Annotated in this window: 24 protein-coding genes and 1 riboswitch; of the genes, 11 read left to right on the forward strand and 13 right to left on the reverse strand. The window is 58.8% G+C overall.

The window, feature by feature from the left end; all coding sequences use genetic code 11:
* Positions 1 to 97: 97 nt before the first annotated feature.
* Positions 98 to 1,054 (reverse strand): NAD(P)-dependent oxidoreductase, encoded by a 957-nt coding sequence (locus AABB92_RS18235; RefSeq protein ID WP_031377165.1) that lies wholly within the window; start codon positions 1,052 to 1,054, stop codon positions 98 to 100.
* Positions 1,035 to 2,426, reverse strand: a complete 1,392-nt coding sequence (locus AABB92_RS18240) for an MFS transporter (RefSeq protein WP_031377164.1) — start codon at positions 2,424 to 2,426, stop codon at positions 1,035 to 1,037. Before AABB92_RS18240 ends, AABB92_RS18235 begins: the two co-directional genes overlap by 20 nt.
* Positions 2,427 to 2,846: 420 nt before the next feature.
* Between AABB92_RS18240 and AABB92_RS18245 the strand changes: the two genes are divergently transcribed.
* Entirely contained in the window at positions 2,847 to 3,764 is a 918-nt protein-coding gene (locus AABB92_RS18245) for a sugar ABC transporter substrate-binding protein (protein ID WP_031377163.1), read from the forward strand.
* Positions 3,765 to 3,799: 35 nt separating this feature from the next.
* Here AABB92_RS18245 and AABB92_RS18250 read toward each other — a convergent pair whose 3' ends face one another.
* Positions 3,800 to 4,300 carry a GNAT family N-acetyltransferase gene (locus tag AABB92_RS18250; protein ID WP_031377162.1) on the reverse strand — a complete coding sequence of 167 codons (501 nt, stop codon included), beginning with the start codon at positions 4,298 to 4,300 and terminating at the stop codon, positions 3,800 to 3,802.
* Between the two features lie 72 nt (positions 4,301 to 4,372).
* Between AABB92_RS18250 and AABB92_RS18255 the strand changes: the two genes are divergently transcribed.
* Complete coding sequence (locus tag AABB92_RS18255; protein WP_031377161.1) at positions 4,373 to 6,205, forward strand: ABC transporter ATP-binding protein; 1,833 nt, start codon at positions 4,373 to 4,375, stop codon at positions 6,203 to 6,205.
* On the opposite strand, the gene AABB92_RS18260 is transcribed toward AABB92_RS18255, so the two are convergent.
* Positions 6,202 to 7,326, reverse strand: a complete 1,125-nt coding sequence (locus AABB92_RS18260; protein WP_031377160.1) for a GNAT family N-acetyltransferase — start codon at positions 7,324 to 7,326, stop codon at positions 6,202 to 6,204. The genes AABB92_RS18255 and AABB92_RS18260 overlap by 4 nt on opposite strands.
* Before the next feature lie 142 nt (positions 7,327 to 7,468).
* Here AABB92_RS18260 and AABB92_RS18265 point away from each other — a divergent pair, with 142 nt between their 5' ends.
* From AABB92_RS18265 to AABB92_RS18275, 3 genes are all read left to right on the forward strand, one after another.
* Positions 7,469 to 8,368 (forward strand): LysR family transcriptional regulator, encoded by a 900-nt coding sequence (locus tag AABB92_RS18265; protein WP_031377159.1) that lies wholly within the window; start codon positions 7,469 to 7,471, stop codon positions 8,366 to 8,368.
* A 99-nt stretch (positions 8,369 to 8,467) separates the two neighbouring features.
* On the forward strand, positions 8,468 to 9,409 hold the full coding sequence (locus tag AABB92_RS18270; protein ID WP_031377158.1) for a glutathione S-transferase family protein: 942 nt from the start codon (positions 8,468 to 8,470) through the stop codon (positions 9,407 to 9,409).
* A 21-nt stretch (positions 9,410 to 9,430) separates the two neighbouring features.
* A complete protein-coding gene (locus AABB92_RS18275) occupies positions 9,431 to 10,036 on the forward strand; it encodes an alpha/beta hydrolase (RefSeq protein WP_046289378.1) in 606 nt (201 codons plus the stop codon).
* Positions 10,037 to 10,039: 3 nt separating this feature from the next.
* Here AABB92_RS18275 and AABB92_RS18280 read toward each other — a convergent pair whose 3' ends face one another.
* Both AABB92_RS18280 and crcB read right to left on the reverse strand, forming a co-directional pair.
* Positions 10,040 to 10,855 carry a sugar phosphate isomerase/epimerase family protein gene (locus AABB92_RS18280; RefSeq protein WP_031377157.1) on the reverse strand — a complete coding sequence of 272 codons (816 nt, stop codon included), beginning with the start codon at positions 10,853 to 10,855 and terminating at the stop codon, positions 10,040 to 10,042.
* Positions 10,856 to 10,994: 139 nt separating this feature from the next.
* Entirely contained in the window at positions 10,995 to 11,372 is a 378-nt protein-coding gene (crcB, locus tag AABB92_RS18285) for a fluoride efflux transporter CrcB (protein ID WP_031377156.1), read from the reverse strand.
* A gap of 92 nt (positions 11,373 to 11,464) precedes the next feature.
* A riboswitch (Fluoride riboswitch) is annotated at positions 11,465 to 11,540 on the reverse strand.
* Positions 11,541 to 11,667: 127 nt separating this feature from the next.
* On the opposite strand from crcB, the gene AABB92_RS18290 reads away from it, so the two are divergent.
* Positions 11,668 to 12,609 carry a nucleoside hydrolase gene (locus AABB92_RS18290; RefSeq protein ID WP_031377155.1) on the forward strand — a complete coding sequence of 314 codons (942 nt, stop codon included), beginning with the start codon at positions 11,668 to 11,670 and terminating at the stop codon, positions 12,607 to 12,609.
* On the opposite strand, the gene AABB92_RS18295 is transcribed toward AABB92_RS18290, so the two are convergent.
* The gene (locus AABB92_RS18295) at positions 12,594 to 13,622 is read right to left on the reverse strand and encodes a zinc-binding alcohol dehydrogenase family protein (protein ID WP_031377154.1); all 1,029 of its coding nucleotides are present in this window, start codon (positions 13,620 to 13,622) and stop codon (positions 12,594 to 12,596) included. The two genes, AABB92_RS18290 and AABB92_RS18295, sit on opposite strands and share 16 nt — an antisense overlap.
* Positions 13,623 to 13,760: 138 nt before the next feature.
* Here AABB92_RS18295 and AABB92_RS18300 point away from each other — a divergent pair, with 138 nt between their 5' ends.
* The gene (locus AABB92_RS18300; protein WP_031377153.1) at positions 13,761 to 14,663 is read left to right on the forward strand and encodes a GntR family transcriptional regulator; all 903 of its coding nucleotides are present in this window, start codon (positions 13,761 to 13,763) and stop codon (positions 14,661 to 14,663) included.
* A 170-nt stretch (positions 14,664 to 14,833) separates the two neighbouring features.
* Positions 14,834 to 16,186 (forward strand): MFS transporter, encoded by a 1,353-nt coding sequence (locus AABB92_RS18305; RefSeq protein WP_031377152.1) that lies wholly within the window; start codon positions 14,834 to 14,836, stop codon positions 16,184 to 16,186.
* Between the two features lie 21 nt (positions 16,187 to 16,207).
* Here AABB92_RS18305 and AABB92_RS18310 read toward each other — a convergent pair whose 3' ends face one another.
* From AABB92_RS18310 to mntP, 5 genes are all read right to left on the reverse strand, one after another.
* Complete coding sequence (locus AABB92_RS18310; RefSeq protein ID WP_046289379.1) at positions 16,208 to 17,599, reverse strand: hypothetical protein; 1,392 nt, start codon at positions 17,597 to 17,599, stop codon at positions 16,208 to 16,210.
* Positions 17,592 to 18,503 (reverse strand): alpha/beta fold hydrolase, encoded by a 912-nt coding sequence (locus AABB92_RS18315; protein ID WP_342550281.1) that lies wholly within the window; start codon positions 18,501 to 18,503, stop codon positions 17,592 to 17,594. The genes AABB92_RS18310 and AABB92_RS18315 overlap by 8 nt, the downstream gene beginning before the upstream one ends.
* 104 nt (positions 18,504 to 18,607) lie before the next feature.
* Positions 18,608 to 19,444: a fumarylacetoacetate hydrolase family protein gene (locus AABB92_RS18320; RefSeq protein WP_046289387.1), complete on the reverse strand. Its 837-nt coding sequence runs from the start codon at positions 19,442 to 19,444 to the stop codon at positions 18,608 to 18,610.
* Positions 19,445 to 19,755: 311 nt separating this feature from the next.
* Positions 19,756 to 19,833 carry a stress response protein AzuC gene (azuC, locus tag AABB92_RS23485; RefSeq protein ID WP_122983632.1) on the reverse strand — a complete coding sequence of 26 codons (78 nt, stop codon included), beginning with the start codon at positions 19,831 to 19,833 and terminating at the stop codon, positions 19,756 to 19,758.
* A gap of 119 nt (positions 19,834 to 19,952) precedes the next feature.
* Complete coding sequence (gene mntP, locus AABB92_RS18325) at positions 19,953 to 20,528, reverse strand: manganese efflux pump MntP (protein ID WP_031377046.1); 576 nt, start codon at positions 20,526 to 20,528, stop codon at positions 19,953 to 19,955.
* Positions 20,529 to 20,845: 317 nt separating this feature from the next.
* Between mntP and AABB92_RS18330 the strand changes: the two genes are divergently transcribed.
* Positions 20,846 to 21,088 carry a DUF1158 domain-containing protein gene (locus AABB92_RS18330; RefSeq protein WP_031377047.1) on the forward strand — a complete coding sequence of 81 codons (243 nt, stop codon included), beginning with the start codon at positions 20,846 to 20,848 and terminating at the stop codon, positions 21,086 to 21,088.
* A 1-nt stretch (position 21,089) separates the two neighbouring features.
* Here AABB92_RS18330 and pdxR read toward each other — a convergent pair whose 3' ends face one another.
* Positions 21,090 to 22,529, reverse strand: a complete 1,440-nt coding sequence (gene pdxR, locus AABB92_RS18335; protein WP_031377048.1) for a MocR-like pyridoxine biosynthesis transcription factor PdxR — start codon at positions 22,527 to 22,529, stop codon at positions 21,090 to 21,092.
* A 59-nt stretch (positions 22,530 to 22,588) separates the two neighbouring features.
* Here pdxR and AABB92_RS18340 point away from each other — a divergent pair, with 59 nt between their 5' ends.
* Positions 22,589 to 23,044, forward strand: a complete 456-nt coding sequence (locus tag AABB92_RS18340; protein WP_031377049.1) for a carboxymuconolactone decarboxylase family protein — start codon at positions 22,589 to 22,591, stop codon at positions 23,042 to 23,044.
* A 508-nt stretch (positions 23,045 to 23,552) separates the two neighbouring features.
* Positions 23,553 to 25,166 carry a malate dehydrogenase (quinone) gene (gene mqo / locus AABB92_RS18345; protein WP_046289381.1) on the forward strand — a complete coding sequence of 538 codons (1,614 nt, stop codon included), beginning with the start codon at positions 23,553 to 23,555 and terminating at the stop codon, positions 25,164 to 25,166.
* Positions 25,167 to 25,200 lie beyond the last annotated feature (34 nt).

The raw sequence follows: 25,200 nt of genomic DNA on the forward strand, positions 1-25,200 counted from the left end.
AGGAGGCGGCATTCATCGGGGGGAGCCGGCGGGTCCACCGGTTGATGCGGGTACGATGGCGATGCCCGCCACGGCATCGCCTCTGGAGCGAGTGGCGCTATATGACCGGAGTCAGCAACGGTTTGCCAGCGGCGAACGCCAGCATGTTTTCGAACACCAGATCGGCCATCGCCGCCATGGTTTCTGTGGTGTTGCTGGCGATGTGCGGGGTGATCACGACCTTGTCGCACTGACGCAGCGCCGCAGGCACCTGCGGTTCCTGCTCAAACACATCCAGCCCGGCCCCGGCGATCTGTCCGCTTTCCAGCGCCGCAATCAGCGCCTGCTGATCGACCACGCTGCCGCGCGCAATATTGATCAGATAACCCTGCGGTCCCAGCGCCTGCAGTACCTCCGCGTTGATGATCTGCCGTGTGGCCGCCCCGCCAGGCAGGGTCAGTACCAGAAAATCAGCCTGCTGTGCCAGCGAGACGAGGCTGTCGTGACGGGTATAGGGCACATCCGGACGTGAGCGCGGGTTGTAGTAGTGAATCGCCATATCAAATGCCTGCGCCCGCTTCGCTACCGCCTGACCGATATTGCCCAGCCCGACGATACCGCATACTTTGCCACTCACCTTGCGGCTCAGCGGGAAACGTCCCTGCTGCCAGTGGCCGGCGCGGGTGAAGCGGTCTGCTTCACTGATGCGCCGCGCCACATCCAGCAGCAGCGCCATACCGAGGTCCGCGACACACTCATTCAGCACCTCCGGCGTATTGGTCACCGCAATGTTGCGCGCCCGGGCAGCCTCAATATCGATACTGTCGTAGCCGACGCCGTTACTGCAGATCGCCCTGAGATTGGGCAGCGCCGCAATCAGCGCGGCCGATGCGCCCATCACCGCATTGCCGCTGGTAACCAGCATGTCGATTTTGCCCCCCATTTCCGCCAGAAACGCCGCTTCGTCCTCCGCCTCCCACAACCGAAAGGCGGTAAAAGTGTTTTCGATTTTCTCTATCAGCTGCGGTGGCAGAAACTTTCCCTTAATCAGCACATTACATTGCTTTAATGCCATCTTCTTTCCCCTGTTTTTCATACGATGCCGGACGTTCACTCTGCTCACCGACCCGCTCAATCGGGCCCATTACCAGCAGGAACAGCAGTGCCGCGACCACACAGTGAGCGGCAACGAATGCCAGCCCGATGCCGTAGCTTCCGGTCAGGCCGACGATGATGCCGAACAGCAGTGGCGTGGTGAAACCGGCAATATTGCCGATGCCGTTAAAGATTGAGCCCGCCAGGCCAACCGCTTCTTTCGGTGCGGTGTCGCTGATAACCGTCCAGGTACCGGCACCCGCCGCCACCCCTTTGCCAAAAAAGGCAAACGACATCACGGCGACAATGCCGACGTTGCTGGGGATTATCGCCGCCAGAACCAGGCTGGCCGCCATCAGCATGCCGACGATATAAGGCGTTTTGCGCGCCCAGGAGACGCTCCAGCCGCGGGCGATCAGTTTGTCCGAGATATAGCCGCCGCTGATGCCGCCGAGGAAACCGAACACCGCCGGCGCAATAGTGGCGAAACCCGCTTCCATGATGTCCATGCCCCGCGCCTGCACCAGATAGATCGGAAACCAGGTAATAAAGAAGTAGCTCAGCGCGATAATGCAGTACTGACCGAGGTAGGCGCACCACAGCATGCGGTTGGTCAGCAGCTTTTTGAACATCGCTTTACTGACCGGTGGACGCGCCCGAAGGGTCTGTTCGGCGTCGATATCCACCAGCCCGCCGCCGTTAATAATGTGCTGCAGTTCGGTTTCCGATACGCCGGGATGGTTGCGCGGTTCCCGCATATAAGCGGCCCAGACAAACACCGCCAGCACGCCGATACCGCCCAGCACGAAGAACGGCCACTCCCAGCCGAAGCGCGATACCAGCCAGCCCGACAGCGGCGAGAAGATGGCAACGGCGAAATATTGCGACGAACTGAACAGCGACGAGGCGCGACCCCGCTCTGCGCCGGGGAACCACATAATGACCACCCGCGCATTGGCCGGAAAGCTCGGGGCCTCAATCAGTCCCAGCAGAAAACGCAGGCCGAACATCAGCATCAGTGCGCCGGTCAGGCCGCTGGAGAACTCGCCGACAAAGCCCATCGCCAGCGTCGAGATCGACCACAGCGCCAGCGTCACGCCATAGACCTTTTTGGCACCAAAGCGATCGAGAAACAGCCCGCCGGGGATCTGCCCGATCACGTAGGCCCAGCTGAAAGCGGAGAGGATCAGGCCGAGCTGGATCGCCGACAGCCCAAACTCCTCTTTAATGGCCGATCCGGAGATCGACAGGATCGAACGATCGGCGTACGCCACCACCGAAAGCAACAGGATCAGACACAGGATCCAGATGCGGACATGGGTAGTGCGGGTGGTCATTTTGTCTTTAACCATGAGGTGAATTCCTTAAAAAGCGGCCAGTTATGCCGCGAGGTTTTTTTCAGGAATACCGCTGAGATTCCCCTGTTGAGGAAATATAGGTAGGAGGCTAACCATTGGTCATTGTGCGAATGTTGAGATCGCTGACGCTGATTTAGCTTAATTCTGGCAACCGCCACAAACAGCAGTGCGGCGCTGCACAAAAGCAGAAAAAGCCGCCGCGCTGTGCAGAAGAATGTGCGCAGGATCGAGGAATTAGCGCCAGGCGACAGCTATGGCTGCGCTATTTTTCCGCAAAATGTGGCCTCGCCTGCAAGTGTGAAAACGCCCGATTGTCAAACTCTGCCGCCCTTCGTAGGCTGCAAATGATCGCATTTATCCACTTTCTAAATAAATGAAAAATAAATTCCATCCTTTCACCTCTGGGAGTCTGCAATGAAAAAAAGTGCATGGGCAATGCTGTGTCTGCTGTCGCTCTCCACCCCGGCGCTGGCAGAGAAAATTGGCGTCTCAATGGCCTATTTCGATCAGAACTTCCTGACCATCATCCGTCAGGCGATCGATAAGGAAGCCAAAGCGCGCAAGCTGGATGCGCAGTTCGAAGATGCGCGCGGCGATGTCGGCCGTCAGACCGATCAGGTGCAGAGTTTTATCAGCGCCGGGGTGGACGCCATCATTGTCGATCCAGTGGACTCGGCCAGTACGCCCGCCCTGACCCGCCTGGCGCAGCAGGCCCACATCCCGCTGGTCTATGTTAACCGCACGCCGGGCGATAAAACTCTGCCGCCTGGCGTGGTGTTCGTCGGTTCAGATGAGCGTGAATCCGGCACGCTGCAGATGGAAGCGCTGGCAAAGCAGGCCAACTATCGCGGCAACGTCGCCATCATGATCGGTAACCTGACCGACGCCGGCGCGCTGCAACGGACGCGGGATGTGGAGCAGGTGGTGGCGAAATACCCCAATATGAAAGTGGTGCTGAAGCAGACTGCCAACTACGCCCGTAATGAAGGCATGGATCTGATGCTCAACTGGCTGTCGAACGGGGAGGATATCGATATTGTTGCCGCCAACAACGATGAAATGGCGATTGGCGCCACCATGGCGATCGCCCAGGCGAAGCCGAAAAAAACCATTCTGGTCGGCGGCATTGATGCCACGCCGGATGGCCTGAAAGCGCTGGCGAGTGGCAAATTAGCGGTGACGGTGTTCCAGGACGCCGTGGGTCAGGGTAAAAAATCGGTAGAGGTGGCGCAGCAGATGATCAAAGGTGAAAAGGTCGATTCCCACCAGTGGATCCCGTTTGAACTGGTGACGCCACAAAACAGGCAGCATTATCAGGATAAAAATCCGTAAGGCAGGCTGGCGCGGCCGTGATGCCGCGCCATCGGTCACGGCTGATGCAGTAATTTCGCCATCACGACGACATCATGCAGCTTACCGTCACGCAGCGCCGCCTGGCGCAGCAATCCTTCGCGCTCAAACCCCAGACGATGATAGAGCCGGAGCGCCCGTTCGTTGTCGTGGAACACCTCCAGTTGCATGCGGGTGATGCCAAGCCAGTTACGGGAATAGTCGAGCGCGGTGCGGATCAGCTTTTCGCCTACGCCGCGGCCGCTGAATGCCGGATCCACGCCCAGCCCGAAACTGATGCTGTGGCGGGTGCGCGGTTTATTGTCGACAAACAGCGTCAGCTCACCGGCCATCTCCCCGTCGATTTCCGCCACAAACGCGATATAACCTTCGCCATCCATTTTCAGGAACTTTTTCTCCCAGGTCGCGACGCTGGGAAACGGTAGCTGTAGCGTCCAGGGGTAGACATCAGGATGGCTGTAGAGCCGCTGATAGGCGGCGGCATCGTGAGGCTCTCGTCCCCGGATGGTAATTTCCATATTTTCTCCTGTTAGCCGAACGGGTTTGATGCACTAAGCTGTACCTCTTCATCGGACGGAAAGAGTACTGCTATGTTGTATCGCCGTTTTGAACGTTTTATCAATATTTTTCATGATGCTCCCAGCGATTCGCCCCCTGCTACGGTCTGGTCCTTTTACGCCTACTATCTGCGTCAGGTCTGGCCGAGTTTTGCTGCCCTGCTGCTGGTCGGACTGGCGTCAGCGCTGATCGAAGTGGCGCTGTTCAGCTACCTGAGCCGCATTATCGACCTGGTGAATCATTCGACGCCCGCCACCCTGTTCAGCGATAACTGGCCGCTGCTGCTGTGGATGGGCGCGGTGGCGCTGATCCTGCGACCGATTTTCATCGCCCTGCACGACATGCTGGTGCACCAGAGCATCAGCCCGAGCATGACCAGCATGATCCGCTGGCAGCATCACAACTACGTGCTGCGTCAGAGCCTGAACTTCTTTCAGAACGATTTTGCCGGCCGTATCGCACAGCGCATTATGCAGACCGGCAGTTCGCTGCGGGATTCATCCGTACAGCTGGTCGACGCCATCTGGCACGTGCTGATCTACTCCGTCACCTCGCTGGTGCTGTTTGCCGAAGCAGACTGGCGACTGATGATCCCGCTGGTGCTGTGGATTCTGGCCTACAGCGCCTCGCTGCGTTTCTTTGTGCCGCGCGTCAAGGCGCGCTCGGTGGTTTCATCAGAAGCGCGCTCTAAGCTGATGGGAACCATCGTCGACGGCTACACCAATATCACCACCATCAAACTGTTTGCCCATAGCGATCTGGAGCGACGATACGCACGCGAAGCAATTCAGGAGCAGACCGACAAAACCCAGCACGCCAGTCGCATGGTCACCAGCATGGATCTGACGCTGTCGGCGCTGAACGGCATGCTGATTGTCTCGACGTCCGGACTGGCGCTGTGGCTGTGGAGCCAGTCGCTGATTAGCGTCGGGGCGATTGCGCTGGCGACCGGTCTGGTGATCCGTCTGGTGAACATGTCTGGCTGGATCATGTGGGTGGTGAACGGCATTTTCGAAAACATCGGCATGGTACAGGATGGCCTGAACACCATTTCTCAGCCGCTCAGCGTGCAGGATGCACCCGGCGCGAAGCAGCTGAAGGTGACACGCGGCCAGATCCGCTATGAAGATGTGCGCTTTGACTACGGCGGCGGACGTCAGGTGATTAACCAGCTCAACCTCGATATCAAACCCGGCGAGAAGATTGGCCTGATCGGCCCGTCCGGCGCCGGTAAATCGACGCTGGTTAATCTGCTGCTGCGGCTGTATGACCTGAACGGTGGCCGGATTGTGATTGACGATCAGGATATCGCCACGGTGACTCAGGAGAGTCTGCGCAGTCAGATCGGCATGATCACTCAGGACACCTCGCTGCTGCACCGTTCGATACGTGAAAATCTGCTCTACGGGCGTCCCGATGCCAGTGAAGCGGAGTTGCAGATGGCGATTCGCCGCGCCCGTGCTGACGAGTTCATTCCGCTACTCTCCGATCCGCAGGGCCGTACCGGGCTTGATGCGCACGTCGGGGAACGCGGCGTGAAGCTGTCAGGCGGTCAGCGTCAGCGGGTGGCGATTGCCCGCGTACTGCTGAAGGATGCGCCGATCCTGATCATGGATGAGGCGACGTCAGCGCTGGATTCGGAAGTGGAAGCGGCGATTCAGGAGAGCCTGGAGTCACTGATGCAGGGCAAAACCGTCATCGCCATTGCGCACCGTCTGTCGACCATCGCGAAGATGGACCGGCTGGTGGTGCTGGATAAAGGCGGGATTGTCGAGACCGGCAGCCACGCTGAGCTACTGGCGCACAACGGCTTGTATGCGCGCCTGTGGCAGCATCAGACCGGCGGTTTTGTCGGCGTCGATTAATCGCCGCGTCGGTAAGGCAAGGCGTCGCGTGCTTCTTCGACCCAGCCGCGCACGCCTTCCCGCTCCTGCTGCAGAAAATCCGCCACCGCATCGCGTAAGCCAGGATGCAGCAGATAGTGCCAGGAGTGGGTAATCTGCGGCTCAAAGCCGCGTACCAGCTTGTGTTCGCCCTGCGCTCCGGCATCAAACCGCGTCAGGCCGTGCTCAATCGCAAAATCCATTCCCTGATAAAAACAGGTTTCGAAGTGCAGCCGATCGAACTCCGCCAGGCAGCCCCAGTAGCGACCGTATAACGCCTTTTCATCCCGCAGGTAGAACGCCATCGCCGCCGGTTGCTGCTGCAGGCGTGCAATCACCACCATGATGTTGTCCGGCATCCGTTCCGCCAGCAGGCTGAAGAAATCCCGCGTCAGATAGGGCTGCTGACCGCGCACCGCGTAAGTGTTGGCGTAGCAGGTGTAGACAAAATCCCACTGATCTTCGCGCAGCCGATCGCCACGGTAGCGCTCGAACACAAAACCGCTTTGCATCACCTGTTCACGCTCTTTGCGCAGCTGTTTACGCTTACGCGACATCAGCGTGTCGAGGAAATCCTGAAAGTCCCGGTAGCCGCGGTTGTGCCAGTGATACTGACAACCGAGCCGCGCCAGCCAGTCCGGCTGTTCGGCCAGCAGCTGGTTGGCCTGCGCATCGGTAAAGTTAATGTGCGCCCCGCTTAACCCCTGCTGCTGCAACCTTTCCGGTAACGCCGCCAGCAACTGCGCCGCAGCCACGCTGTCGCCCAGCAGGCGCGCCCCGCTGACCGGGCTGAAGGGAATAGCTCCCAGCCATTTAGGGTAATAGCGGATGCCGGCCCGCTGGCTGGCATCTGCCCAGGCGTGATCGAACACATACTCGCCCCACGAATTGCGTTTACGGTAGCCCGGCAGCGCGGCACGGGTGATGCCGCCGTCACGCCACAGCAGATGATCCGGCTGCCAGCCCGATTCGGGCCGCACGCTGCCGCTCTGTTCCAGGGTAAGCAAAAAAGCGTGGCGCAAAAAAGGCTGATCGTCAGGCAACAGCGCATCCCACTCGGCGGCGGCGATCTCCGCCAGCGAAGTCAGGTGAAACAGCGACATGAAAAACTCCAGACAGCAACGGGCGAACGATCAGTCAAGCAGGTTTTCTGCGCCAGCGAAAGGGTGAAGGCACGCAATGTGAAGGCTGCACAGCCTGCCCGCACGCCCTATACTGCGATTTTGCCTCCTGACTGGAATCGCCATGGATCGACTCGAGTGTGACCGGATGTTTGTCACGGTGCTGGAAACCGGCAGTTTTTCGGCGGCGGCGTTACGGCTGGGCACCAGCAGCAGCCAGGCCTCCAAGCGGGTATCGAAGCTGGAACAACAGCTTGGGGTTCAGCTGTTTAAACGCAGCACCCGCGCCCTGTCGCCAACCGACGTCGGGCGCAGCTATTACGAGCGGGTAAAAAACCTGCTGGATGCCTTTGATGCACTGGATGCCAGCGTGCGCGAAAGCGCCAATACGCCCACCGGCCGGCTGAAGATCAGCGCACCCGGCTCTTTCGGCACCGCCGTGTTGTCGCCGGTGCTGGTGGCGTTCGCCCGGCGCTATCCGCTGATTGAACTCGACGTCAGCTTTTCCGATCGTGCGGTGAACATCGTCGATGAGGGATTTGATCTGGCGATTCGCATCGGCAACTTAAGCGACAGCAGCCTGGTGGCGCGTAAGCTGGGCGAGGTCCATGTGCGCATCGCCGCGTCACCGGTCTATCTTGAGCAGTTCGGTAAACCGCAGCACTGGCAGGATATCCGCCAGCATCAGTGCATTATCGACACCAACTTTCGCGATCCGCTGCACTGGCCGTTTGCCGATGGCAGCGGCGAGATGGTCAGCATCCCGATTCAGGGCCGCCTGCGCTTCGCCAATACCGAAGCCTGTTTGCAGGCGGCGATTGCCGGGCTGGGCATTGCGCGACTGCCGGGGTTCATCGCCGCGCCCGCGCTGCGGCGCGGTGAGATCGTCCGATTGCTGGAGAACTTTGATATTCCGCCCCTCGGCCTGTTTGCTGTCTATCCGCCAGCCCGCCATCTGGCGCACCGGGCGCGCCTGCTGATTGACTTTCTCGCCACCCATTTCAGCGAGGTTCCGCCAGATTGATTCCGTCCATAATGGAATAAATGATTGTCTTTTTGGCTGGATTATCACTCATTCTGTCATCAGTTAAGCTACTGCTCAGATCAACAGAGGAGTGGCATCATGTTAGTAGCGGGGAAATGGAGTGGTGACTGGCATCCGGTGCAGGCTACCGATAAACAAGGCGGTTTTGTCCGTCAGGATGCCGGTTTCCGGCACTGGATCAGCCACGATGGTTCAACGGAATTTGCTGCGGAACCGGACCGCTATCATCTCTATGTGGCGCTGATCTGTCCGTGGGCCTCGCGCGCGCTGATCGCCCGTAAACTCAAAGGACTGGAATCGCTGATTAGCGTGACGGTGGTCGAGCCGCAGCTCGGCGCGCAGGGCTGGCGTTTCGGTGAGGCGACCGCTGCTGACCGCGATCTGCTGGACGGGGCGCACTATCTGCATCAGATTTACACCCGCGCCGCGCCCGATTTTACCGGCCGGGCCACCGTTCCGGTGCTGTGGGACAAGAAAACCGCCACCATCGTTAATAACGAGTCGGCTGACATCGTGCGGATGTTTAACAGCGGCTTCGGCGATCTGGCGGACAACCGCCTCGATCTCTATCCCGCCGCGCTGCGTGCAGAGATTGATGCGCTCAATGCCAGTCTCTATCCCCGGCTTAACAATGGCGTGTACCGCGCCGGCTTCGCCACCACCGCGAACAGCTACCAGCAGGCGTTCAGCGAGGTGTTCAGCCAGCTTGACGAACTGGAGTTGATGCTCAGTGATGGCCGCACCTTCCTGCTCGGTGAACGTTTGACTGAAAGCGATATCCGGCTGTTCGTCACCCTGATTCGCTTTGACGTGGCCTACCATGGCCTGTTCAAATGCAACCTGCGCCGGGTGCGCGATTACCCGTTGCTCAATCGCTATCTGAAAAGCATGCTGTCAGTCTCCGGCATCCGTGAGACCGTCAACATTGAACACATCAAACAGGGTTATTACTCGATTTCGGCGCTGAACCCGAACGGAATTGTTCCGGCAGGCCCGGATCTAAGCGAGTACGGTTTATAAAGCCCCTTTTAAGGAACAGCAATGGCAAAAGCACTGGTGATATTTCTGCATGGCGTCGGCAGTAACGGCGACGATCTGGCACCGATTGGGCGTCACTGGGCGGCCTTATTACCGGATGTGGTGTTTGCATCGCCGGATGCGCCTGCAGCGTTTGATGGCGGTTTTGGCTATCAGTGGTTCAGCCTGGCCGGCGTTACGCCAGAGAACCGTCCGGGGCGGGTACGGGCGGCGCGGGCAGCGTTTGACGCCACTCTCAGCAACATTATCAGCCAGCACGGCTTCGCCGAACGCTGGCACGAGGTGGTGCTGGTGGGCTTTTCGCAGGGGTCGATTATGGCGCTGGATGCGCTGGCATCCGGCCGTTATCCGCTGGCGGGCGTGGTGGCATTTTCAGGGCGTCTGGCGTTTGACGGCGAGCTGACGCCGCAGCCTCATCTGCCGGCCATGCTGATCCACGGCCATGCCGATGAGGTGATCCCGTGGCAGGAGAGCGAATCCGCGGCTGCGCGGCTGAAACAGGCGGCAGTGCCGGTTGAAACCCTGTTTGAGCCAGCGACCGGCCACACCATTTCAGCACAGGGCGCTCTGCATGCCGCCGCGTTTATCGGGCAATGCCTGCAGGATTAAACACTACGACCAGTAGCGGCTTAATGCCTGCCACGCCTGCCGGGCAGCCACCTCAGGCGGCAGGCGTTTCAGCGTATCATTAAACACTTCAATGCCAACCGGACCCTGATAACCGGCACTTTTCAGCTTATCCACAAAGCGTCCGATGTCGATAATGCCGTCACCGGGTAGCAGGCGCTGATGACGCGCGATGTCGATCAGACTCTGCTTATCCTGCGGCGGAACGGCAGCCATATCACACAGTTGCACCTCGTAAATCCGCTCGGCAGGAATGCCATCCAGCTGTGAAGCGTCGCCGCCCAGCGCACAGATATGGAACAGATCGACCACCAGCCCGATGTTGGGCTGATCGAGACGCTGCAATCGCTGCCACGCCAGCGGCAGGGTGTTATCCACGCTGCACCACGCCATCGGCTCATACATGATGCGCATGTTGTAGCGCGCGGCTTCCGACGCCATCCAGCGCAGATCATCATCAATCTGATCGGCGCGGCAATCCTCACGGGTACTGGCCGGAGCCTGAATGGTGTCACACCCCAGCGCCTGGGCAATGTGGATAAACTGACGCAGCTCTTCGCGCTTCTGCCCGCGCAGCGCGCTGGGCGCGCCGGTGAAATCACGCAGCACCTGCAGATTGGTAAAGCCGGGTCCCTGCTGAGCGGCAATCCGGGCCAGCGCCGCGGCACCGCCGTCGCAGGCCTCCACGTCCTCACGCCAGATTTCGACCTGGTCAAAACCGGCATTATGCGCCGCCTGTAGCTTCTCTTCGGGCTCACCGTTTAACAACACCAGGTTAAGGAATGTTGGATTACGACTCATCTCTCTGCTCCTTAATCGTCCGGAATAATCGGTGAAGAATAATCAGCTGCAACGCCGCACACCTTGCGGCCTGGGCAACATCGCAGCTAAAACAGTATCTACCTCTTAAGCGTTATGGCAAGCCGCGATTCACGGTCCGTCAGGCCAGCAGCGTCATCAGTGCGAAACCGGCAAACGCCATCAGCAGCGAGCCGATGACATGCACCAGCGCACTGGCCATCGCCCAGAGGTACTTACCTGATTGTAGCAATACCATTAATTCTGCCGTAAACGAGGAGAAGGTGGTCAGCCCGCCGCACAGGCCGGTGATGATCAGTAGCTTCCACGCCGGGTCAATTTCCGGATGGCGGACAAACCAGGCCATCGCCGCGCCAATGATCAACCCGCCGATCAGATTAACCAGCAGCGTGCCGGGCGGCAGGTTGGGAAATAAAGCATTGAAACGTACCGCGAACAGCCACCGCAGCACACAGCCAGCAGAGCCGCCAATCATGACGGCGAACAACGGTTTCAACATGTCTTGCTCCTGATTGCAGATTTCACGCCGGGCTGAGGGGAGAGGCAGAGATAAACCGCGCCTGACACCTCAGCTCCCGCGAAAGGATACACCGAGTGTCAGGCGTCATCAGCCGGGGTAAAGCCCGCCGGCGGTTGGGGAAGGTGGCACGCCATCACCTTAAGCGAAGGATAATACGATGCGACTCTGCGGCTGGCAACTGACTGGCCACCTCAGCGGTTGCCGCTGAAAACCTTGACGACGGCGCGGCGGTCAGGGTAATGCTGAGCGTTGAAGGCAGCGACCCGGAGAGTCTATGCGTACCCTGATTATTGATACTGACATTGGCGTCGACGATGCGTTTGCGCTGGCCTACGCGGCACGCACTCAGCGGCTGCTGGGCATCACTACCGTTTTTGGCAACGTGGCGGTGGGCCAGGCGGTGAAAAATGCCCGGCTGTTCTGCCAGAAAATGGCGATTGAGGCGGACGTTTATCGCGGCTGTTCCCGGCCGCTGGCGCAGCGTACGAGTACGCCCGCCACGCTGCACGGCGAAGATGGGCTGGGCGATGCGTTTGATAACCCTTTCAGCGACGCAGCGCCCAGTGCGGTGCAGTTCATTATCGACAGCGTGCGGGCCCATCCGCAGCAGATCACTCTGGTGGCGATTGGCCCGCTGACCAACATCGCCAGCGCCATTAATCAGGCACCGGACATTATTCCGCTGGTTAAAGAGCTGGTGATCATGGGCGGCGCATTCGGTACCGGCGGCCATAGCGGCAACGTGACGCCGTTCAGTGAATTCAACATCTGGAAAGATCCGCACGCCGCCGATCAGGTGCTGACGTCGGCGCTGAAGGTGGTGGTGATACCGCTGGATGTCACCCACCAGGTGCTGATCACCGGCGATGACGTTCAGCGGCTTAACCAGCCGGTTCTGAGCGCCATCTGCCGGCCCTATCTTGCTTATAGCCTGGCGAAAGAGGGCTTTGCCGGCATGGCGCTGCACGACACGCTGGCGCTGGCGTGGCTCAGTCTGCCGGCGGCCTTCACCTTAACGGAAAGCCCGCTGCGGGTGATCACCGAGGGGATCGCCTGCGGCCAGACGGTGCGTAAGCTGAGCGCGCTGGCTTCGCGCCACGATCCGTTTGATGGTCTGCCGTCTCAGCGCATCGCACTGGCGGTAGATGCCGGTGCGGTAAGGTCACACTTCTTTCAGACCCTGACGCTGCTGCACAGCAATCAGCGATCGAAATGAATCACGCCTTTGATCAGTTCGCGGTTGTTGATCACCTGCGACTCAAAGGTGTCCGCCAGCGTTGAAAAGTCGAGATGGTGATTAAGCATCATTTCAGCCCGCAGTGCGCCGCTGGCCATTAACTCACGTACCCGATCAAAATCTTCACGGGTGGCGTTGCGGCTGCCCATCAGGGTGGTCTCTTTTTTGTGGAATTCGCTGTCCGGGATCACCAGATCGCCTTTATGCAGTCCGACATAAACGATGGTGCCGCCATGACGCATCAGGTTCACCGCGTTGTTCATCGCCGCCGGGCTGCCGGTGGCGTCGATCACTTTGAGCGCCAGACGCCCGCCAAACTGCTCGCGTAGCGCAGTGTAAAAATCCTCTTCCGCCGGATTGAGCGCCGCCAGACCGAGCTGGTCAGCCACGTGCTGGCGACGGAACGCGCTGGTATCGGCTACCACCACCTCAGCGCCACTGGCAGCCGCAATCGCCGCCACGCCCAGGCCGATCGGACCCGCGCCGACCACTAATACCTGCTCACCGGCCACGATAGCGGCACGTCTGACCGCATGGGCACTGATGGCGAACGGTTCAATCAGCGCGGCCGCCTCCGGCGCGACATCATCCACCACCAGCAGCGTGCTGACCGGTACGCTCAGGTAGTCGCAGAAACCGCCATCCTGATGGACGCCAATCACTGAAATCTGCTCGCAGCAGTTGGTCTTGCCGCTCTGACAGGCGTCGCAGCGCAGGCAGGAGATGTAGGGCATCAACGCGACCCGCTGACCCGGTTCAACGCCGCTCGCGCCGTTGCCCAGCGCCACCACTTCAGCACAGAGTTCATGGCCCAGCACCCGCGGATAGCTGAAGAACGGCTGGTTGCCGGACCAGGCGTGAATATCGGTGCCACAGATTCCGGCGGTGAGGATTTTAATCAGCGCTTCACCGGCGCCGGGTGTTGGTTGTTCGCGCGTGGCCCAGACCATCTTACGTGGCTCGGCGATGACCAGTGCTTTCATTGTTGTCATGGTGATTCTCCGGGTTGTCCTGCACGCAGTTATGGCGAATCCTGCCTGCGGCGCGGGATTCGATGGCGGGAAGTGTGAAGCACGACGATTTTTTTGGGCTTTGAATGGTTTTTAATGCGTAAAAAACCGGAGGACGGGATGAGCCGCAGTCAGAATTTACGACATAACGTGATTAACCAGATGCTGGAAAGCATCGCCCAGCGCCATATTCTGTCGCCTCTGCCTCCGCAGGCGGCGCTGGCTGAGATGTTCAATATCAGCCGCACCACGGTGCGTCACACCCTGCACTATCTGCATCAGCGGGGCGTGCTGGAAAAGGTCGATCAAACCTGGGTGATCGTGCGCGATCCGTGCGAAGACGACGGGTTCAGTGCGCTAACGCCGCCGATTGAGCAGCAGGCCAGCCACTTCGAACAGGTGTTTTTTAACATGATTAATCAGCGCCAGCTGGTGCCTGGCGACACCTTCAGCGAGCTGCAACTGGCTCAGCAGGTCAAAGTCAGTCCGGTAGTGGTGCGGGAGTTTCTGCTGCGTTTTATGCGATACGATCTGCTGGAGCCGGTCAAACGGGGCCAGTGGCGGATGAAGAAATTCAGCCAGGATTACGCGGAGAAGCTGTTTGAGCTGCGGGAAATGCTGGAAACCCACGCGCTGAGCCGTTTTTTAAATCTGCCAGCCAGCGATGAACGCTGGGTACAGGCGCGGGATCTGCTGGATCGTCACCGATCGATGCGTGACACCATCGCCAGCAACTACCGCCACTTTGCCGCCCTGGATCGGCAGATGCATTCACTGATTTTATCCGCCGCCAATAATCCGTTTTTCAACCAGTCGCTGGAGATCATCTCTGTGATATTTCACTCACATTATCAGTGGGATGAGAGCGATCTGAAGCAACGAAATATTGTGGCGCTGGAGGAGCATATGGCGATTCTGACCGCGCTGATTGGCCGACAGGATGTCGATGCGCTTTGTGCATTACATAACCATCTGGCGACGGCTAAAACCTCGATGGTGCGCTCGATTGGTCAGTACAATTAAAAACCGATTAAAAACCACAAAGCATTAGCTCCCGCACGATTCAGAAACATCTTTGCAACATCTCTTCTCCTTTGCTCTTAGTCTCGACTGCAACGTCATGGCGGCCACTTGCCGCTGCGCGAACCCCCCTCTTCACCATAACGATAACTACCCAGCTTCGGGAGAGTGCAATGGAAAAGACATCAGTGACCGGCCACGACAACGTGTCCGGCGGAGCAGCGCCAGGCCAGGATTACGTTCCAATGCGCGGCGATATCGTCCGCTCACCGCGCATCCGTAAAATTCAGGTGACAGCCATGCTGTTGCTGCTGTTCGCCGCCATTATTAACTACCTCGACCGCAGTTCGCTGTCGGTGGCTAACATGACTATCCGCGAGGAGATGGGTCTGAGCGCCACCGAAATCGGCTTCCTGCTCTCCGCGTTTTCTCTGGCCTACGGCCTGGCGCAGCTGCCGTGTGGCGCGCTGCTGGATCGTAAAGGGCCGCGCATTATGCTCGGCATCGGCATGTTTATCTGGTCGCTGTTTCAGGCGGCATCGGGTCTGGTACATAACTTCACCCAGTTCATCCTGGTGCGTATCGGCCTCGGCATTGGTGAAGCGCCGATGAACCCGTGCGGCGTTAAAGTGATCAACGACTGGTTCAATATCAAAGATCGCGGCATGCCGATGGGGATGTTTAATGCCGCCTCAATGATTGGCCTGTCAGTAGCGCCACCGATTCTGGCTGCCATGATGCTGGTGATGGGCTGGCGCGGCATGTTTGTCACTATTGGTATCCTCGGGATGTTCCTCGCCATTGGCTGGTACATGGTTTACCGCGATCGCGATAACAACACCCTGAGCGCTGAAGAGATCCACTATCTGCAGGCGGGCAGCGTCGCCTCGCGTAAAGAGCCGATCAGCTTCAAAGAGTGGCGCGGCCTGTTTAAGCAGCGCACCATGTGGGGCATGATGATTGGCTTCAGCGGCATTAACTATACCGCGTGGCTCTATATCGCCTGGCTGCCGGGTTATCTGCAGTCGACCTACCATCTGGATCTGAAAAGTACCGGCCTGCTGGCGGCGATTCCGTTCCTGTTTGGTGCGGCGGGGATGTTGCTGAATGGCTATGTGGTCGATTCGCTGGTGCGTCGTGGCTTTAACGCGGTAAAAACCCGCAAGGTCTGCATCGTCAGCGGTATGCTGCTGTCCGCCGGCTTTACCGCCGTGGTGACCCGCGCCACCGATACCACCAGTGCCGTTACCCTGATTGGCATGGCGCTGTTCTGCATTCACTTCGCCGGCACCTCATGCTGGGGCCTGATTCACGCTAATGTGACGGCCCGCATGACCGCATCGGTCGGCAGTATCCAGAACTTCGCCAGCTTTATCTTCGCCTCCTTCGCGCCAGTGATCACCGGTTGGGTGCTCGACACCACCAAATCGTTCAGCATGGCGCTGATGATTTGTGCCTGCGTGACGCTGGTTGGCGCACTGGCTTACCTGCTGCTGGTGCGCAAACCGATCACCGACGGCGAGTAATCCGGCCTGACGGCGCAGGCGTTACGTCAGCGCCGTCAGGGTGACTCCATGTTTCGCGCCATAACGCTGGATGCCGGTGATCACCTTCTCCACACTCAGCGGCGGCGGCGGCGGTAACAGCGGCGCCCGTTCCCGTAATGCCGAGTCAAAGCGGGCGAAAGTGGCGAAATCGCGCGGGAAGCGCTCCTCATCCACGCCAATCAATGCACCCTCCTCCCGGGCATACGCCAGTAGCGCCTGCCAGCGCGCAATCTCCGCCAGCCCGATGCTGTCGGTGCCGTGCGAAAACAGCATCATGTCGATGTTGCGGAACGGTGGCTGTTTCTCAAGGAAACGCTGCAGTGCCGCAGCAGAGGGCTCGGTGCAGAACACCAGCCAGAACGGGATAGCGTGCTGCTGCATGCTGCACCAGGGGTCCATCAGCAGAAAACTGTCCACCGTCAGGCGGGTCGGTAAAATGCCGGCGGCCAGATACCAGTCGCGGTAGATCTCCGCCACCACATAACTCATCGCTTCCGGATCTTCATAACGAATCTCCATCAGCTTCAGGCCCTGAGCCTCCGCCAGTTTTTTCAGCGGCGAGATCAGATAACCATCCAGTCCCCATTCCGCTTCCGGCACGTGATCGGTAATGGCAGGCGGGGTCCAGCGTTCGCGATCAATGCCGTAGCGCGCCAGGTATTCCGCCACCCGCGGACCGCCCTGTAAGTACTCTTTTTCGGTTGCGCCGCCGAGCGCGCCAAACTGAAAGAACGAGCGATCGCTGGTGCGGGTCACCGGCCACTGTCGGGTACAGTGAGTGATAAACAGCGTTGATCCGGCCGGCAGGCTGCCCATCAGGAATTCGTTGAACGCCAGCGGCAGCGCACGCAGTTTCAGCCGGAAGTAACGCATCTGATCGAGCATCAGCCGATCCTGATTCGGGTCCTGCATGTGATGCACCGCCAGCCGTGGCCAGGCAGCCAGCAGCGCGGCGGCAATCTCCTTGCCCTGCTCAAAGCTCGCCTGCGCATCATCCGGATCGTTATTGGCGGCCCGCACCGGGCAGAGGAAAGTCTGGGGCAGCCAGGGCACGCCCATCGCCGCCGCCAGATGTATCAGCGCACCGTTCGAGGAGCCGATAAAGGCCGCCGGATAGTCCTGCTGCGGGTATTCACTCACCATCCATTCGGCGATCCCTTCTACATCCAGCTCACCGGCCTGACGCAGCGTGATGCCTTCTGCCATGCCGCCCAGCGCGTAGCCCCACTCGCGGAGTCCGGTCGGCAAGCGGTTAAGCGACGGCAGCAGACGATCTAGCGTCGGTGACTGACTGGGGCTGGCGAAGGGCCGATCGTGCAGCGCATTGGCCAGCGCCAGCAGCATCGCCGCGGCAGAGTCGAAACGGGCAATCCCTTTCGGTGGTTTACTCATGCTGATCCTCCTGCTGGATACGCGCCAGGAACGGGCGGATGGCGCTACAGAAACTCCACGGATAGACATAATGCAGGGTGTGCGTCCCGTCGCGCAGCGTGAGGGTTTCGCTGTGCGGCATCAGGGCGGCGAGTTCATCCAGCCAGCGCGCCGGACACACCAGGTCGCGCGAGCCGCGCAAAAGCAGGGTTGGCGCGCTAATGTACGTCAGGCGATGTTCGATATGGTCACGCATCATGGCACGCATGGTGCCGAAGGCGCGCCGCAGACCGGCTTTGGCGTAATCAATGCGCGCCAGCGGTCCCGGCGGACGACGTGCTTCCAGACGACCGTTACGCCAGTCGCGCCAGAGCTGACGCGGCAGGCTGCGGGCGTGACGATCGACCGTCGGCCCCTGCAGCACCAGTCCCGCCACCGCCTGCGGATATTTCACCGCCAGCGCCGCCAGAATCTGGCAGCCAAACGAGTTGCCCACCCAGATGGCGCGCTGGAATCCGTTGTGCTGCAGCCACAGCCACAGCGCGTCGGCCAGCTGATCCACCGACATCACCGGCGCCGAGGCCGGCAGCGCACTGGCCCCGAAACCCGGCAGGTCAGGCACCAGCACGTGATAATCGCGGCTTAATGCCAGCGCCAGCGGTTCCATCGCCCGGCCGGACATCACCAGACCGTGAACCAGCACCACCGGCAACCCCTGGCTCTCATTCGGTGTGACGCGGGTAAACATCCGCCAGTCGCCAATCTGCTGATAATAACCGGCCAGCCCGGCGTGGTGACTGCGCGGCGACACCGGCGGCGTCTGCTTCAGCTGCTGCCAGCGTTTCATGCCCCACAGTGTGGCCGCCACACCTAACCCAACGCCTGCCACGATGGCCGCCTGTTTTCGTCGATGCTTCTGGATCATCCGCTGCTCCTGTTTCGGGGGGATAACTCAGTGTAGGACGGGATTTCGCAGCAGGCGGGTTATCAGATTAACGGTGTGACAAATTGCGCTTCGCGGCGAGGGGGTTACGCAATCACATTGCGCAGACGCCCAATCTGCTCAATTTCTACTTCAACCACATCGCCGGAGAACATAAACAGCGGCGGTGTGCGTTTTTTACCGACGCCACCCGGCGAACCGGTGATGATCACATCGCCGGGCGACAGCGGGCTGAAGGCCGAGATGTATTCAATAATTTTTGCTACCGGATGCACCATGCTGCCGGTGGTATCGTTCTGCACTTCCCGCCCGTTTAACCAGGTTTTGATCGCCAGCTGCTGCGGATCGGGGATGACATCCGCAGTGGTCATCCAGGGTCCGAATCCGCCGGTCTGCGGCCAGTTTTTGCCGGCGGTAAACCAGGTAAACTGCATGTCGCGCACGGTCGCATCCATAAAGCAGCTGTAACCCGCCACCGCCTCCAGCGCGTTGGCAGCGCTGACCTGATGGGCCGCTTTGCCGATGATCACCGCCAGTTCGCCTTCAAAGTCGAACTCCTGAGTGGTAGCGGGCTTTTGCAGCGGCTGGTCATGGCCGGTGAGCGAGTCGGCGAAACGCACAAACAGGGTCGGCGCATCGAGCGTCTCGGCAAACTCTTTTCGTTTATCGGCGTAGTTCATCCCGACGCAAAACACCTTGCCAGGATTCTCAATCACCGGCAGAAAGCGGATGGCGCTAAACGGATAGTCGATTGGCATGGTGTGAAAAGCATGGAGATCGGCCAGCGATGAGCGGCTCAGAAAGGTTTTTAAATCGGCGCAGGCTGCACCGAAGCGTAAACCGAGATCCACCACGCCGTGCTCGCGCACGATACCGAAACTTTTTTTGTCCTGGTCAGGAAGAGAGAAACTGCAAAGCTGCATTGCTGCCCCGTTGTAATCGCGAATTTTCAGATTTTTACTGAGAAAAGAGGCGCGCAGGGTAACAAAAGTCATCGGCAAAAGCGTACACAGTTATGCTCATCGGATCTGCTGCTGATCATTCAGCAGCGTAATAAGCGCTGGAATGATCAGCAAAAAGGATTTTCTGTGGCGTCAGCGATCGCTGTTGACGGCAAATTGCGGGCGGAAACGAGGCGGTGAATGGGGTAAAGCGCGGGCGGTGGAACAGAAGAAAAAGTGATAATCATCGGTCGATCCCTGACCGCGATTATCGAGGGTTTTCTGCGGCGTGCTTAGTACATCGCACCCGGCGGTACGTGTTTGAAGGTTTCGACGTAAGCGCGGAACACGTAGTTAAAAATGCGTTTCATGTGACACCTGATGCAAAATTAGTTGAAGAAATATGCGAAAAGTATAACTTCAGCGCGTTTTTTCGGCAATAAATTTTGAACCAGATCACAAAATTGAGTTTATTTTGCGCAAAAAACCGTTAAGCGGCCTGACCGAGATGTTGCAGCAGAATGGTCGCGCCGACGGCAATCAACACCAGACCGCCCAGCACTTCCGCCCATTTGCCGAGTACCGGACCAATAAAGCGGCCCACCAGCACGCCGGTGGTGGCCATGACGGTGGTGGCGGCCCCGATGGTCAGCGCGGTGGTAATAATGTTGACCTGCAAGAAGGCCAGACCCACACCGACCGCCAGCGCATCAAGGCTGGTCGCCACAGCGGTAGTGGCCAGTACCATAAAGCCATGGCTCTGCGGCGCTTCACAGGGTTCTGCGACGGCGGTTTGCCGGAAACCTTCCATCATCATGCGGCCGCCTAAAAACGCCAGCAGGATAAAGGCGATCCAGTGGTCCCACGCCATGATGTAACGACTGGCGGCCAGGCCAAGCGCCCAGCCAATCAGCGGCGTTAAGGCTTCGATTGAGCCAAAAATCAGACCGGTGCGCAGCGCTTCTTTAAAACCCGGACGATGCAAGGTGGCACCTTTGCCCAGTGCAGCAGCAAACGCGTCCATCGACATACCCAGTGCAAGAATTAAGGTGGCAATAAAGGTCATGATTTATTCACCTGGGGCGAAAAAGCGGCAATTCACGCTGTATTCACCACACAAAGTGTTCAGTAATGAAAAAGTGCGCGCAGTCTACCACGCAACCGCAGAGATAAAAAGACAGTAAAATCATGGATTTAAGTATAGCAAAGGCTATAACTTTTATCATTCGCTATGTTTCGCGCTAAGTCGATGGTGGTAAAGCATTTTCTGACAGTTTTCCGCAACGATAATCGGCTTGTCTGGCCACTGCGTCTGCATTCCCTGATTGAACCCCGGCGCTGATTGCCGGAAAATGCCCGGCTTATTATTACGGGATGCCAGTTATGAATAACCCTTTTGAATCTTTAATCGTGCCTGGCGGCATTTTGCTGTTGGGGTTTCTCTCTGCCCTGCTGCTGCCTGCGCCAGCTTTTAGCCTGTCGGTGGCACAGCATCTGCAGCAGATGCTGCATTTGCAGGATCTTAACCAGCTCTACACCGTGGTGTTCTGCATCTGGTTTTTACTGCTGGGCACGGTGGAGTTTTTTGTGATTCGCTTCGTCTGGCGCCGCTGGTTCAGGAGCTGAGTCAGGCAGTCTGCGCATCGACCAGCGCTTTCAGACGTGCTGCACTGCGCGCATAGCCATCACGCGGTAACTGAGCCGCACCGAGCAGCAGTCCGGCACAGCGTTGTTCGTCGCGCTGATACCAGATCGACAGCGGTGACGGGGCCATGCCATAGGCCAATGCTTGCTGCGCAATCAGCTGATCCGGCGTACCGGCCGGCAACCTGACAATCACCGCCAGCCCGGCACGTTGCACCTCGGGGAAATGGGGTTGCAGAGCGGCCATCATCTGCTCCAGTCGTTCGTGGTAGACCCGCTTCATGCGCCGCAGATGCCGCATGAAGTGCCCTTCCCGCAGGAAAACGGCCACCGCATCATGAAGCAATCCCGACGAGGCCGGTGCTAACAGCGCACAAACTTCCGCAAAACGCGAGACCAGGGCGGGCGGGACCACAATAAAGCCAAGCCGCAATCGCGGCGTCAGCGATTTGCTGAACGTACCGATATGCAGCACCCGTCCCTCGCTGTCGAGCGCCGCCAGCGCCGGTGCAGCCCGGTGACCAGGCTGCAGTTCGCCCAGATAATCATCCTCAATGATCCAGCGCTGTTGATGGCTGGCCCAGTTAAGCAACGCATGGCGGCGTGCCGGCGACAGGGTGACGCCGAGCGGGGCTTGCTGGCCCGGCGTGACCAGCGCAAACGCCGCATCCGGTGCCCGCGCCAGACCTTCCTCAACCTGCAGACCTTCGGCATCGACTGGCACCGCAACCGGCCTTACCCGCAGGGTTTCTACCGCCTGCCGGGCGACCATAAAACCCGGATCTTCCAGCCAGGCCTGCTTCCCCTGAAAATCCATTGCCAGGCCAATCAGCCCCATCGCTCCGGCATAGCCATTGGTGATAAAAATTTGATCGGCATGACAGCGCACCCCGCGCGCGACCGCCAGCCAGGCTACCAGTGCCTGACGCAGTGCTGGCGTGCCGCGCGGATCGGGGTAACTGGCCGGTTTCCCGACCAGTGCCCGCGTCTGACGTTGCAGGATGCGCAGCCAGACTTTGGCCGGAAAGCTATCGCTGGCGGGGATGCCCATCTGGAACGTCAGGGGCGGCGAGTCGTAATCCTCTCCGCCCTCACGCAGTGACAGCGGCACCACAGCCTGGGCGCCAGCGGCTTCGCTCAGCACCGGCAGCGGGTTCACAAAGGTACCGGCCGCGCCCCGGGTATGCAAAAACTGGCGATCCACCAGCATGTCATAGCTGGCGCGCACCGTACCGCGAGCGACGCCGAGCTGGGCCGCTAAATCACGGCAGGAAGGAAGCCGTGCGCCGGGTGGCAAGCGCTGGTCGATGATCGCCTGTTCAATCTGCTGCCGCAGCTGCTCGCTCAGACCCCGCGCCTGGCCGCGTTTAAGCGTCAGCGTGGCGAAAAGCGATGGGCCCATTAAATCGTCATTTTTTGGCACTTTTGCTGTTCCATGGGAAAGCCGACAATTGCCTCAACCCACATCAATGAGGCAAAAAAATGAGTGAACGTATCGATTTTAATCAAGTCGCCCCAGCCGGGATGAAAGCGCTCGGCGGTGTTTACCACTATCTGACACAAACCGATTTGCCGTTACCCCTGCTGGAACTGGTGTTCCTGCGCATCTCGCAAATTAACGGCTGCGCCTACTGCATCGACATGCACAGCAAAGCATTGCATAAAGCCAATGTGAGCTGGGATAAAATTGTGCTGACCGCGGTGTGGAATGAATCGGGGAATTTATTCAGCGATCGCGAGAAGGCGGCCCTGCGCTGGGCAGAGTGCCTGACGCTGATCGCCAGCGCGGGCGCACCCGATGAGGATTATGCCGCACTGCAGGCCTGCTTTAGCGACAAAGAGATTGTCGATTTGAATATCGCCATCGGTCTGATGAACACCTACAACCGCATGGCAATCAGTCTGAAAAAGCTACCGGCGTCTGTGTCAGGTCAGTGAGCCAGTCCGATGCGTGCGCCGTGGCGCGCGCATTTCATCCTCACAAAAATGTAACATTATTTTTACACTGACCGCCTGAAACCGGCGCTGATGCACTTTTAGACTATTCCTTACTCACCGATAACTGCCTGAAATTCAGTGAATTAAATAATTCCTCTCTGTAACCCACTCAGCGGGCGCTGCACCATGATGGCGCGTTCCTGCAACAACCAACTCTCTTAAGCTACTGAGTTATCAATAGAAAATCACTTATACTGCCTCTGCCGCCATGATTAATTCTTATGCTGAATCATTTCTGCATTTAAAAAATAAACAAATGTTTAATTCAGATGCGAGAATGTTATATTCGCATGACAAAGCATAACGTGCAGTTAACCCGTTATCACCGCTTTAACCTATACCTGAGTCTTAACCTTTGAGAAATAGCGCAACGCGCTCGAAAGAAGCGTGACTATTTCGCCTGCAAAACTGTTGAGCTTCAGGTCAACAGAAGAGGAGATGTCGCCTCATGTGCAATTCAGCAGTAAACCTTGCGCTCGCGATGAGCGCTATGGCAAAGGACACCACTACCGCGCAGGAGCGCAAAGACGTTGACGTGTTGCTGATTGGCGCGGGCGTGATGAGCGCCACCCTGGGCGCATGGCTGCAGGATCTGGAACCGGACTGGTCTATCGAAATGGTAGAGCGGCTGGACAGCGTGGCAGAAGAGTCATCCAATGGCTGGAACAATGCAGGCACCGGCCATGCCGCGCTGGCCGAGCTGAACTATACGCCACAGCGTGCCGATGGCAGCATCGACATCTCTAAAGCGGTGACGATCAACGAATCGTTCATGATTTCCCGTCAGTTCTGGGCCTCACAGGTGCAGAAGGGCAACCTGCGCAATCCAAAAAGCTTTATCCACAGCACGCCGCACATGAGTTTTGTCTGGGGCGACGACAATGTCGAGTTCCTACGCAAACGCTTCCAGGCGCTGCAGAAAAGCACCCTGTTCCGTGGCATGGCCTACTCCGAAGATCCGCAGCAGATTGCTGGCTGGATCCCGCTGGTGATGAAAGGCCGTGATCGCAGTCAGAAAGTGGCGGCCACCTGGACCGAAATGGGAACCGACGTCAATTTCGGTGAAGTGACGCGCCAGCTGATCGCCTCTTTACAGAAGAAGGCCAATTTCCGCCTGCGTCTGCGTCAGGAAGTGCGTGAACTGACGCGCCTGAGCGATGGTCGCTGGCAGGTTACGCTGCAGTGTCTGGCGAGCGGCACCCGCCGCACGCTGACCGCCAGAAATATCTTTATCGGTGCTGGCGGCGCGGCACTGCCGCTGTTGCAGAAAGCCGGCGTACCGGAAGCCAACGGCTATGCCGGTTTCCCGGTAGGCGGCTCATTCCTGGTGACTGAAAATCCGCAGGTGGTGGCGCAGCACATGGCCAAGGTCTACGGCAAAGCCAGCGTCGGCGCACCGCCGATGTCGGTACCGCATGTCGATACCCGCGTGCTGGATGGCAAGCAGGTGCTGCTGTTCGGGCCGTTTGCCACCTTCTCCACCAAGTTCCTGAAGCAGGGTTCATTGCTGGATATGTTCACCTCGCTGAACAGCAGCAATATGCTGCCGATGGTTAAAGTGGGGCTGAAAAGCTTTGATCTGGTGAAATATCTGATGGATCAGGTGCTGCAAAGCGATCGCGATCGGATGGATGCCCTGCGCGCCTATGTGCCACAGGCGAAGCAGGAAGACTGGCGTTTAGTCACCGCCGGTCAGCGCGTGCAGATCATCAAAAAAGATGAGAAAGAGGGCGCGGTACTGCGTCTTGGCACCGAAGTGGTTGCCTCGCAGGATGGCTCGATTTCGGCGCTGCTGGGTGCTTCGCCAGGAGCCTCAACGGCTGCGCCGATCATGCTGGAGCTGCTGCACAAGGTCTACCCTGAGCAGATGGCATCGCCAGAATGGCAGAATAAAATCCGCGCCGTTATTCCGTCATGGGGACGCAAGCTGAACGGTGATGTGGCGCTGACCGAGAAAGTGCTGGCGGAAACCAGCCGTATTCTGCAGCTCGATTACACCCCGGTAACGCCGATGGCTGCCAACGATGAAGGGCGCGAAACCGCCTTTGTTGTCGGTAAGTAATTCAGTCCCTGCTCTCTCAAGGCCCCCGCTGTGG

This window comes from Pantoea brenneri (assembly GCF_038594305.1).
Taxonomy (GTDB): Bacteria; Pseudomonadota; Gammaproteobacteria; order Enterobacterales; family Enterobacteriaceae; genus Pantoea; species Pantoea brenneri.

What these genes read in the sequence shown, in the direction of transcription:
- AABB92_RS18320 (WP_046289387.1), bottom strand. Translation starts at nt 19,444, where the DNA reads ATGCAGCTTTGCAGTTTCTCTCTTCCTGACCAGGACAAAAAAAGTTTC.
- AABB92_RS18340 (WP_031377049.1), top strand. Translation starts at nt 22,589, where the DNA reads ATGAGTGAACGTATCGATTTTAATCAAGTCGCCCCAGCCGGGATGAAA.
- AABB92_RS18260 (WP_031377160.1), bottom strand. Translation starts at nt 7,326, where the DNA reads ATGTCGCTGTTTCACCTGACTTCGCTGGCGGAGATCGCCGCCGCCGAG.
- AABB92_RS18245 (WP_031377163.1), top strand. Translation starts at nt 2,847, where the DNA reads ATGAAAAAAAGTGCATGGGCAATGCTGTGTCTGCTGTCGCTCTCCACC.
- AABB92_RS18290 (WP_031377155.1), top strand. Translation starts at nt 11,668, where the DNA reads ATGCGTACCCTGATTATTGATACTGACATTGGCGTCGACGATGCGTTT.
- AABB92_RS18275 (WP_046289378.1), top strand. Translation starts at nt 9,431, where the DNA reads ATGGCAAAAGCACTGGTGATATTTCTGCATGGCGTCGGCAGTAACGGC.
- AABB92_RS18315 (WP_342550281.1), bottom strand. Translation starts at nt 18,503, where the DNA reads ATGATCCAGAAGCATCGACGAAAACAGGCGGCCATCGTGGCAGGCGTT.
- mntP (WP_031377046.1), bottom strand. Translation starts at nt 20,528, where the DNA reads ATGACCTTTATTGCCACCTTAATTCTTGCACTGGGTATGTCGATGGAC.
- AABB92_RS18300 (WP_031377153.1), top strand. Translation starts at nt 13,761, where the DNA reads ATGAGCCGCAGTCAGAATTTACGACATAACGTGATTAACCAGATGCTG.
- AABB92_RS18295 (WP_031377154.1), bottom strand. Translation starts at nt 13,622, where the DNA reads ATGACAACAATGAAAGCACTGGTCATCGCCGAGCCACGTAAGATGGTC.
- AABB92_RS18255 (WP_031377161.1), top strand. Translation starts at nt 4,373, where the DNA reads ATGTTGTATCGCCGTTTTGAACGTTTTATCAATATTTTTCATGATGCT.
- AABB92_RS18270 (WP_031377158.1), top strand. Translation starts at nt 8,468, where the DNA reads ATGTTAGTAGCGGGGAAATGGAGTGGTGACTGGCATCCGGTGCAGGCT.
- AABB92_RS18265 (WP_031377159.1), top strand. Translation starts at nt 7,469, where the DNA reads ATGGATCGACTCGAGTGTGACCGGATGTTTGTCACGGTGCTGGAAACC.
- crcB (WP_031377156.1), bottom strand. Translation starts at nt 11,372, where the DNA reads ATGTTGAAACCGTTGTTCGCCGTCATGATTGGCGGCTCTGCTGGCTGT.
- AABB92_RS18250 (WP_031377162.1), bottom strand. Translation starts at nt 4,300, where the DNA reads ATGGAAATTACCATCCGGGGACGAGAGCCTCACGATGCCGCCGCCTAT.
- AABB92_RS18305 (WP_031377152.1), top strand. Translation starts at nt 14,834, where the DNA reads ATGGAAAAGACATCAGTGACCGGCCACGACAACGTGTCCGGCGGAGCA.
- AABB92_RS18240 (WP_031377164.1), bottom strand. Translation starts at nt 2,426, where the DNA reads ATGGTTAAAGACAAAATGACCACCCGCACTACCCATGTCCGCATCTGG.
- mqo (WP_046289381.1), top strand. Translation starts at nt 23,553, where the DNA reads ATGTGCAATTCAGCAGTAAACCTTGCGCTCGCGATGAGCGCTATGGCA.
- azuC (WP_122983632.1), bottom strand. Translation starts at nt 19,833, where the DNA reads ATGAAACGCATTTTTAACTACGTGTTCCGCGCTTACGTCGAAACCTTC.
- AABB92_RS18310 (WP_046289379.1), bottom strand. Translation starts at nt 17,599, where the DNA reads ATGAGTAAACCACCGAAAGGGATTGCCCGTTTCGACTCTGCCGCGGCG.
- AABB92_RS18235 (WP_031377165.1), bottom strand. Translation starts at nt 1,054, where the DNA reads ATGGCATTAAAGCAATGTAATGTGCTGATTAAGGGAAAGTTTCTGCCA.
- AABB92_RS18280 (WP_031377157.1), bottom strand. Translation starts at nt 10,855, where the DNA reads ATGAGTCGTAATCCAACATTCCTTAACCTGGTGTTGTTAAACGGTGAG.
- AABB92_RS18330 (WP_031377047.1), top strand. Translation starts at nt 20,846, where the DNA reads ATGAATAACCCTTTTGAATCTTTAATCGTGCCTGGCGGCATTTTGCTG.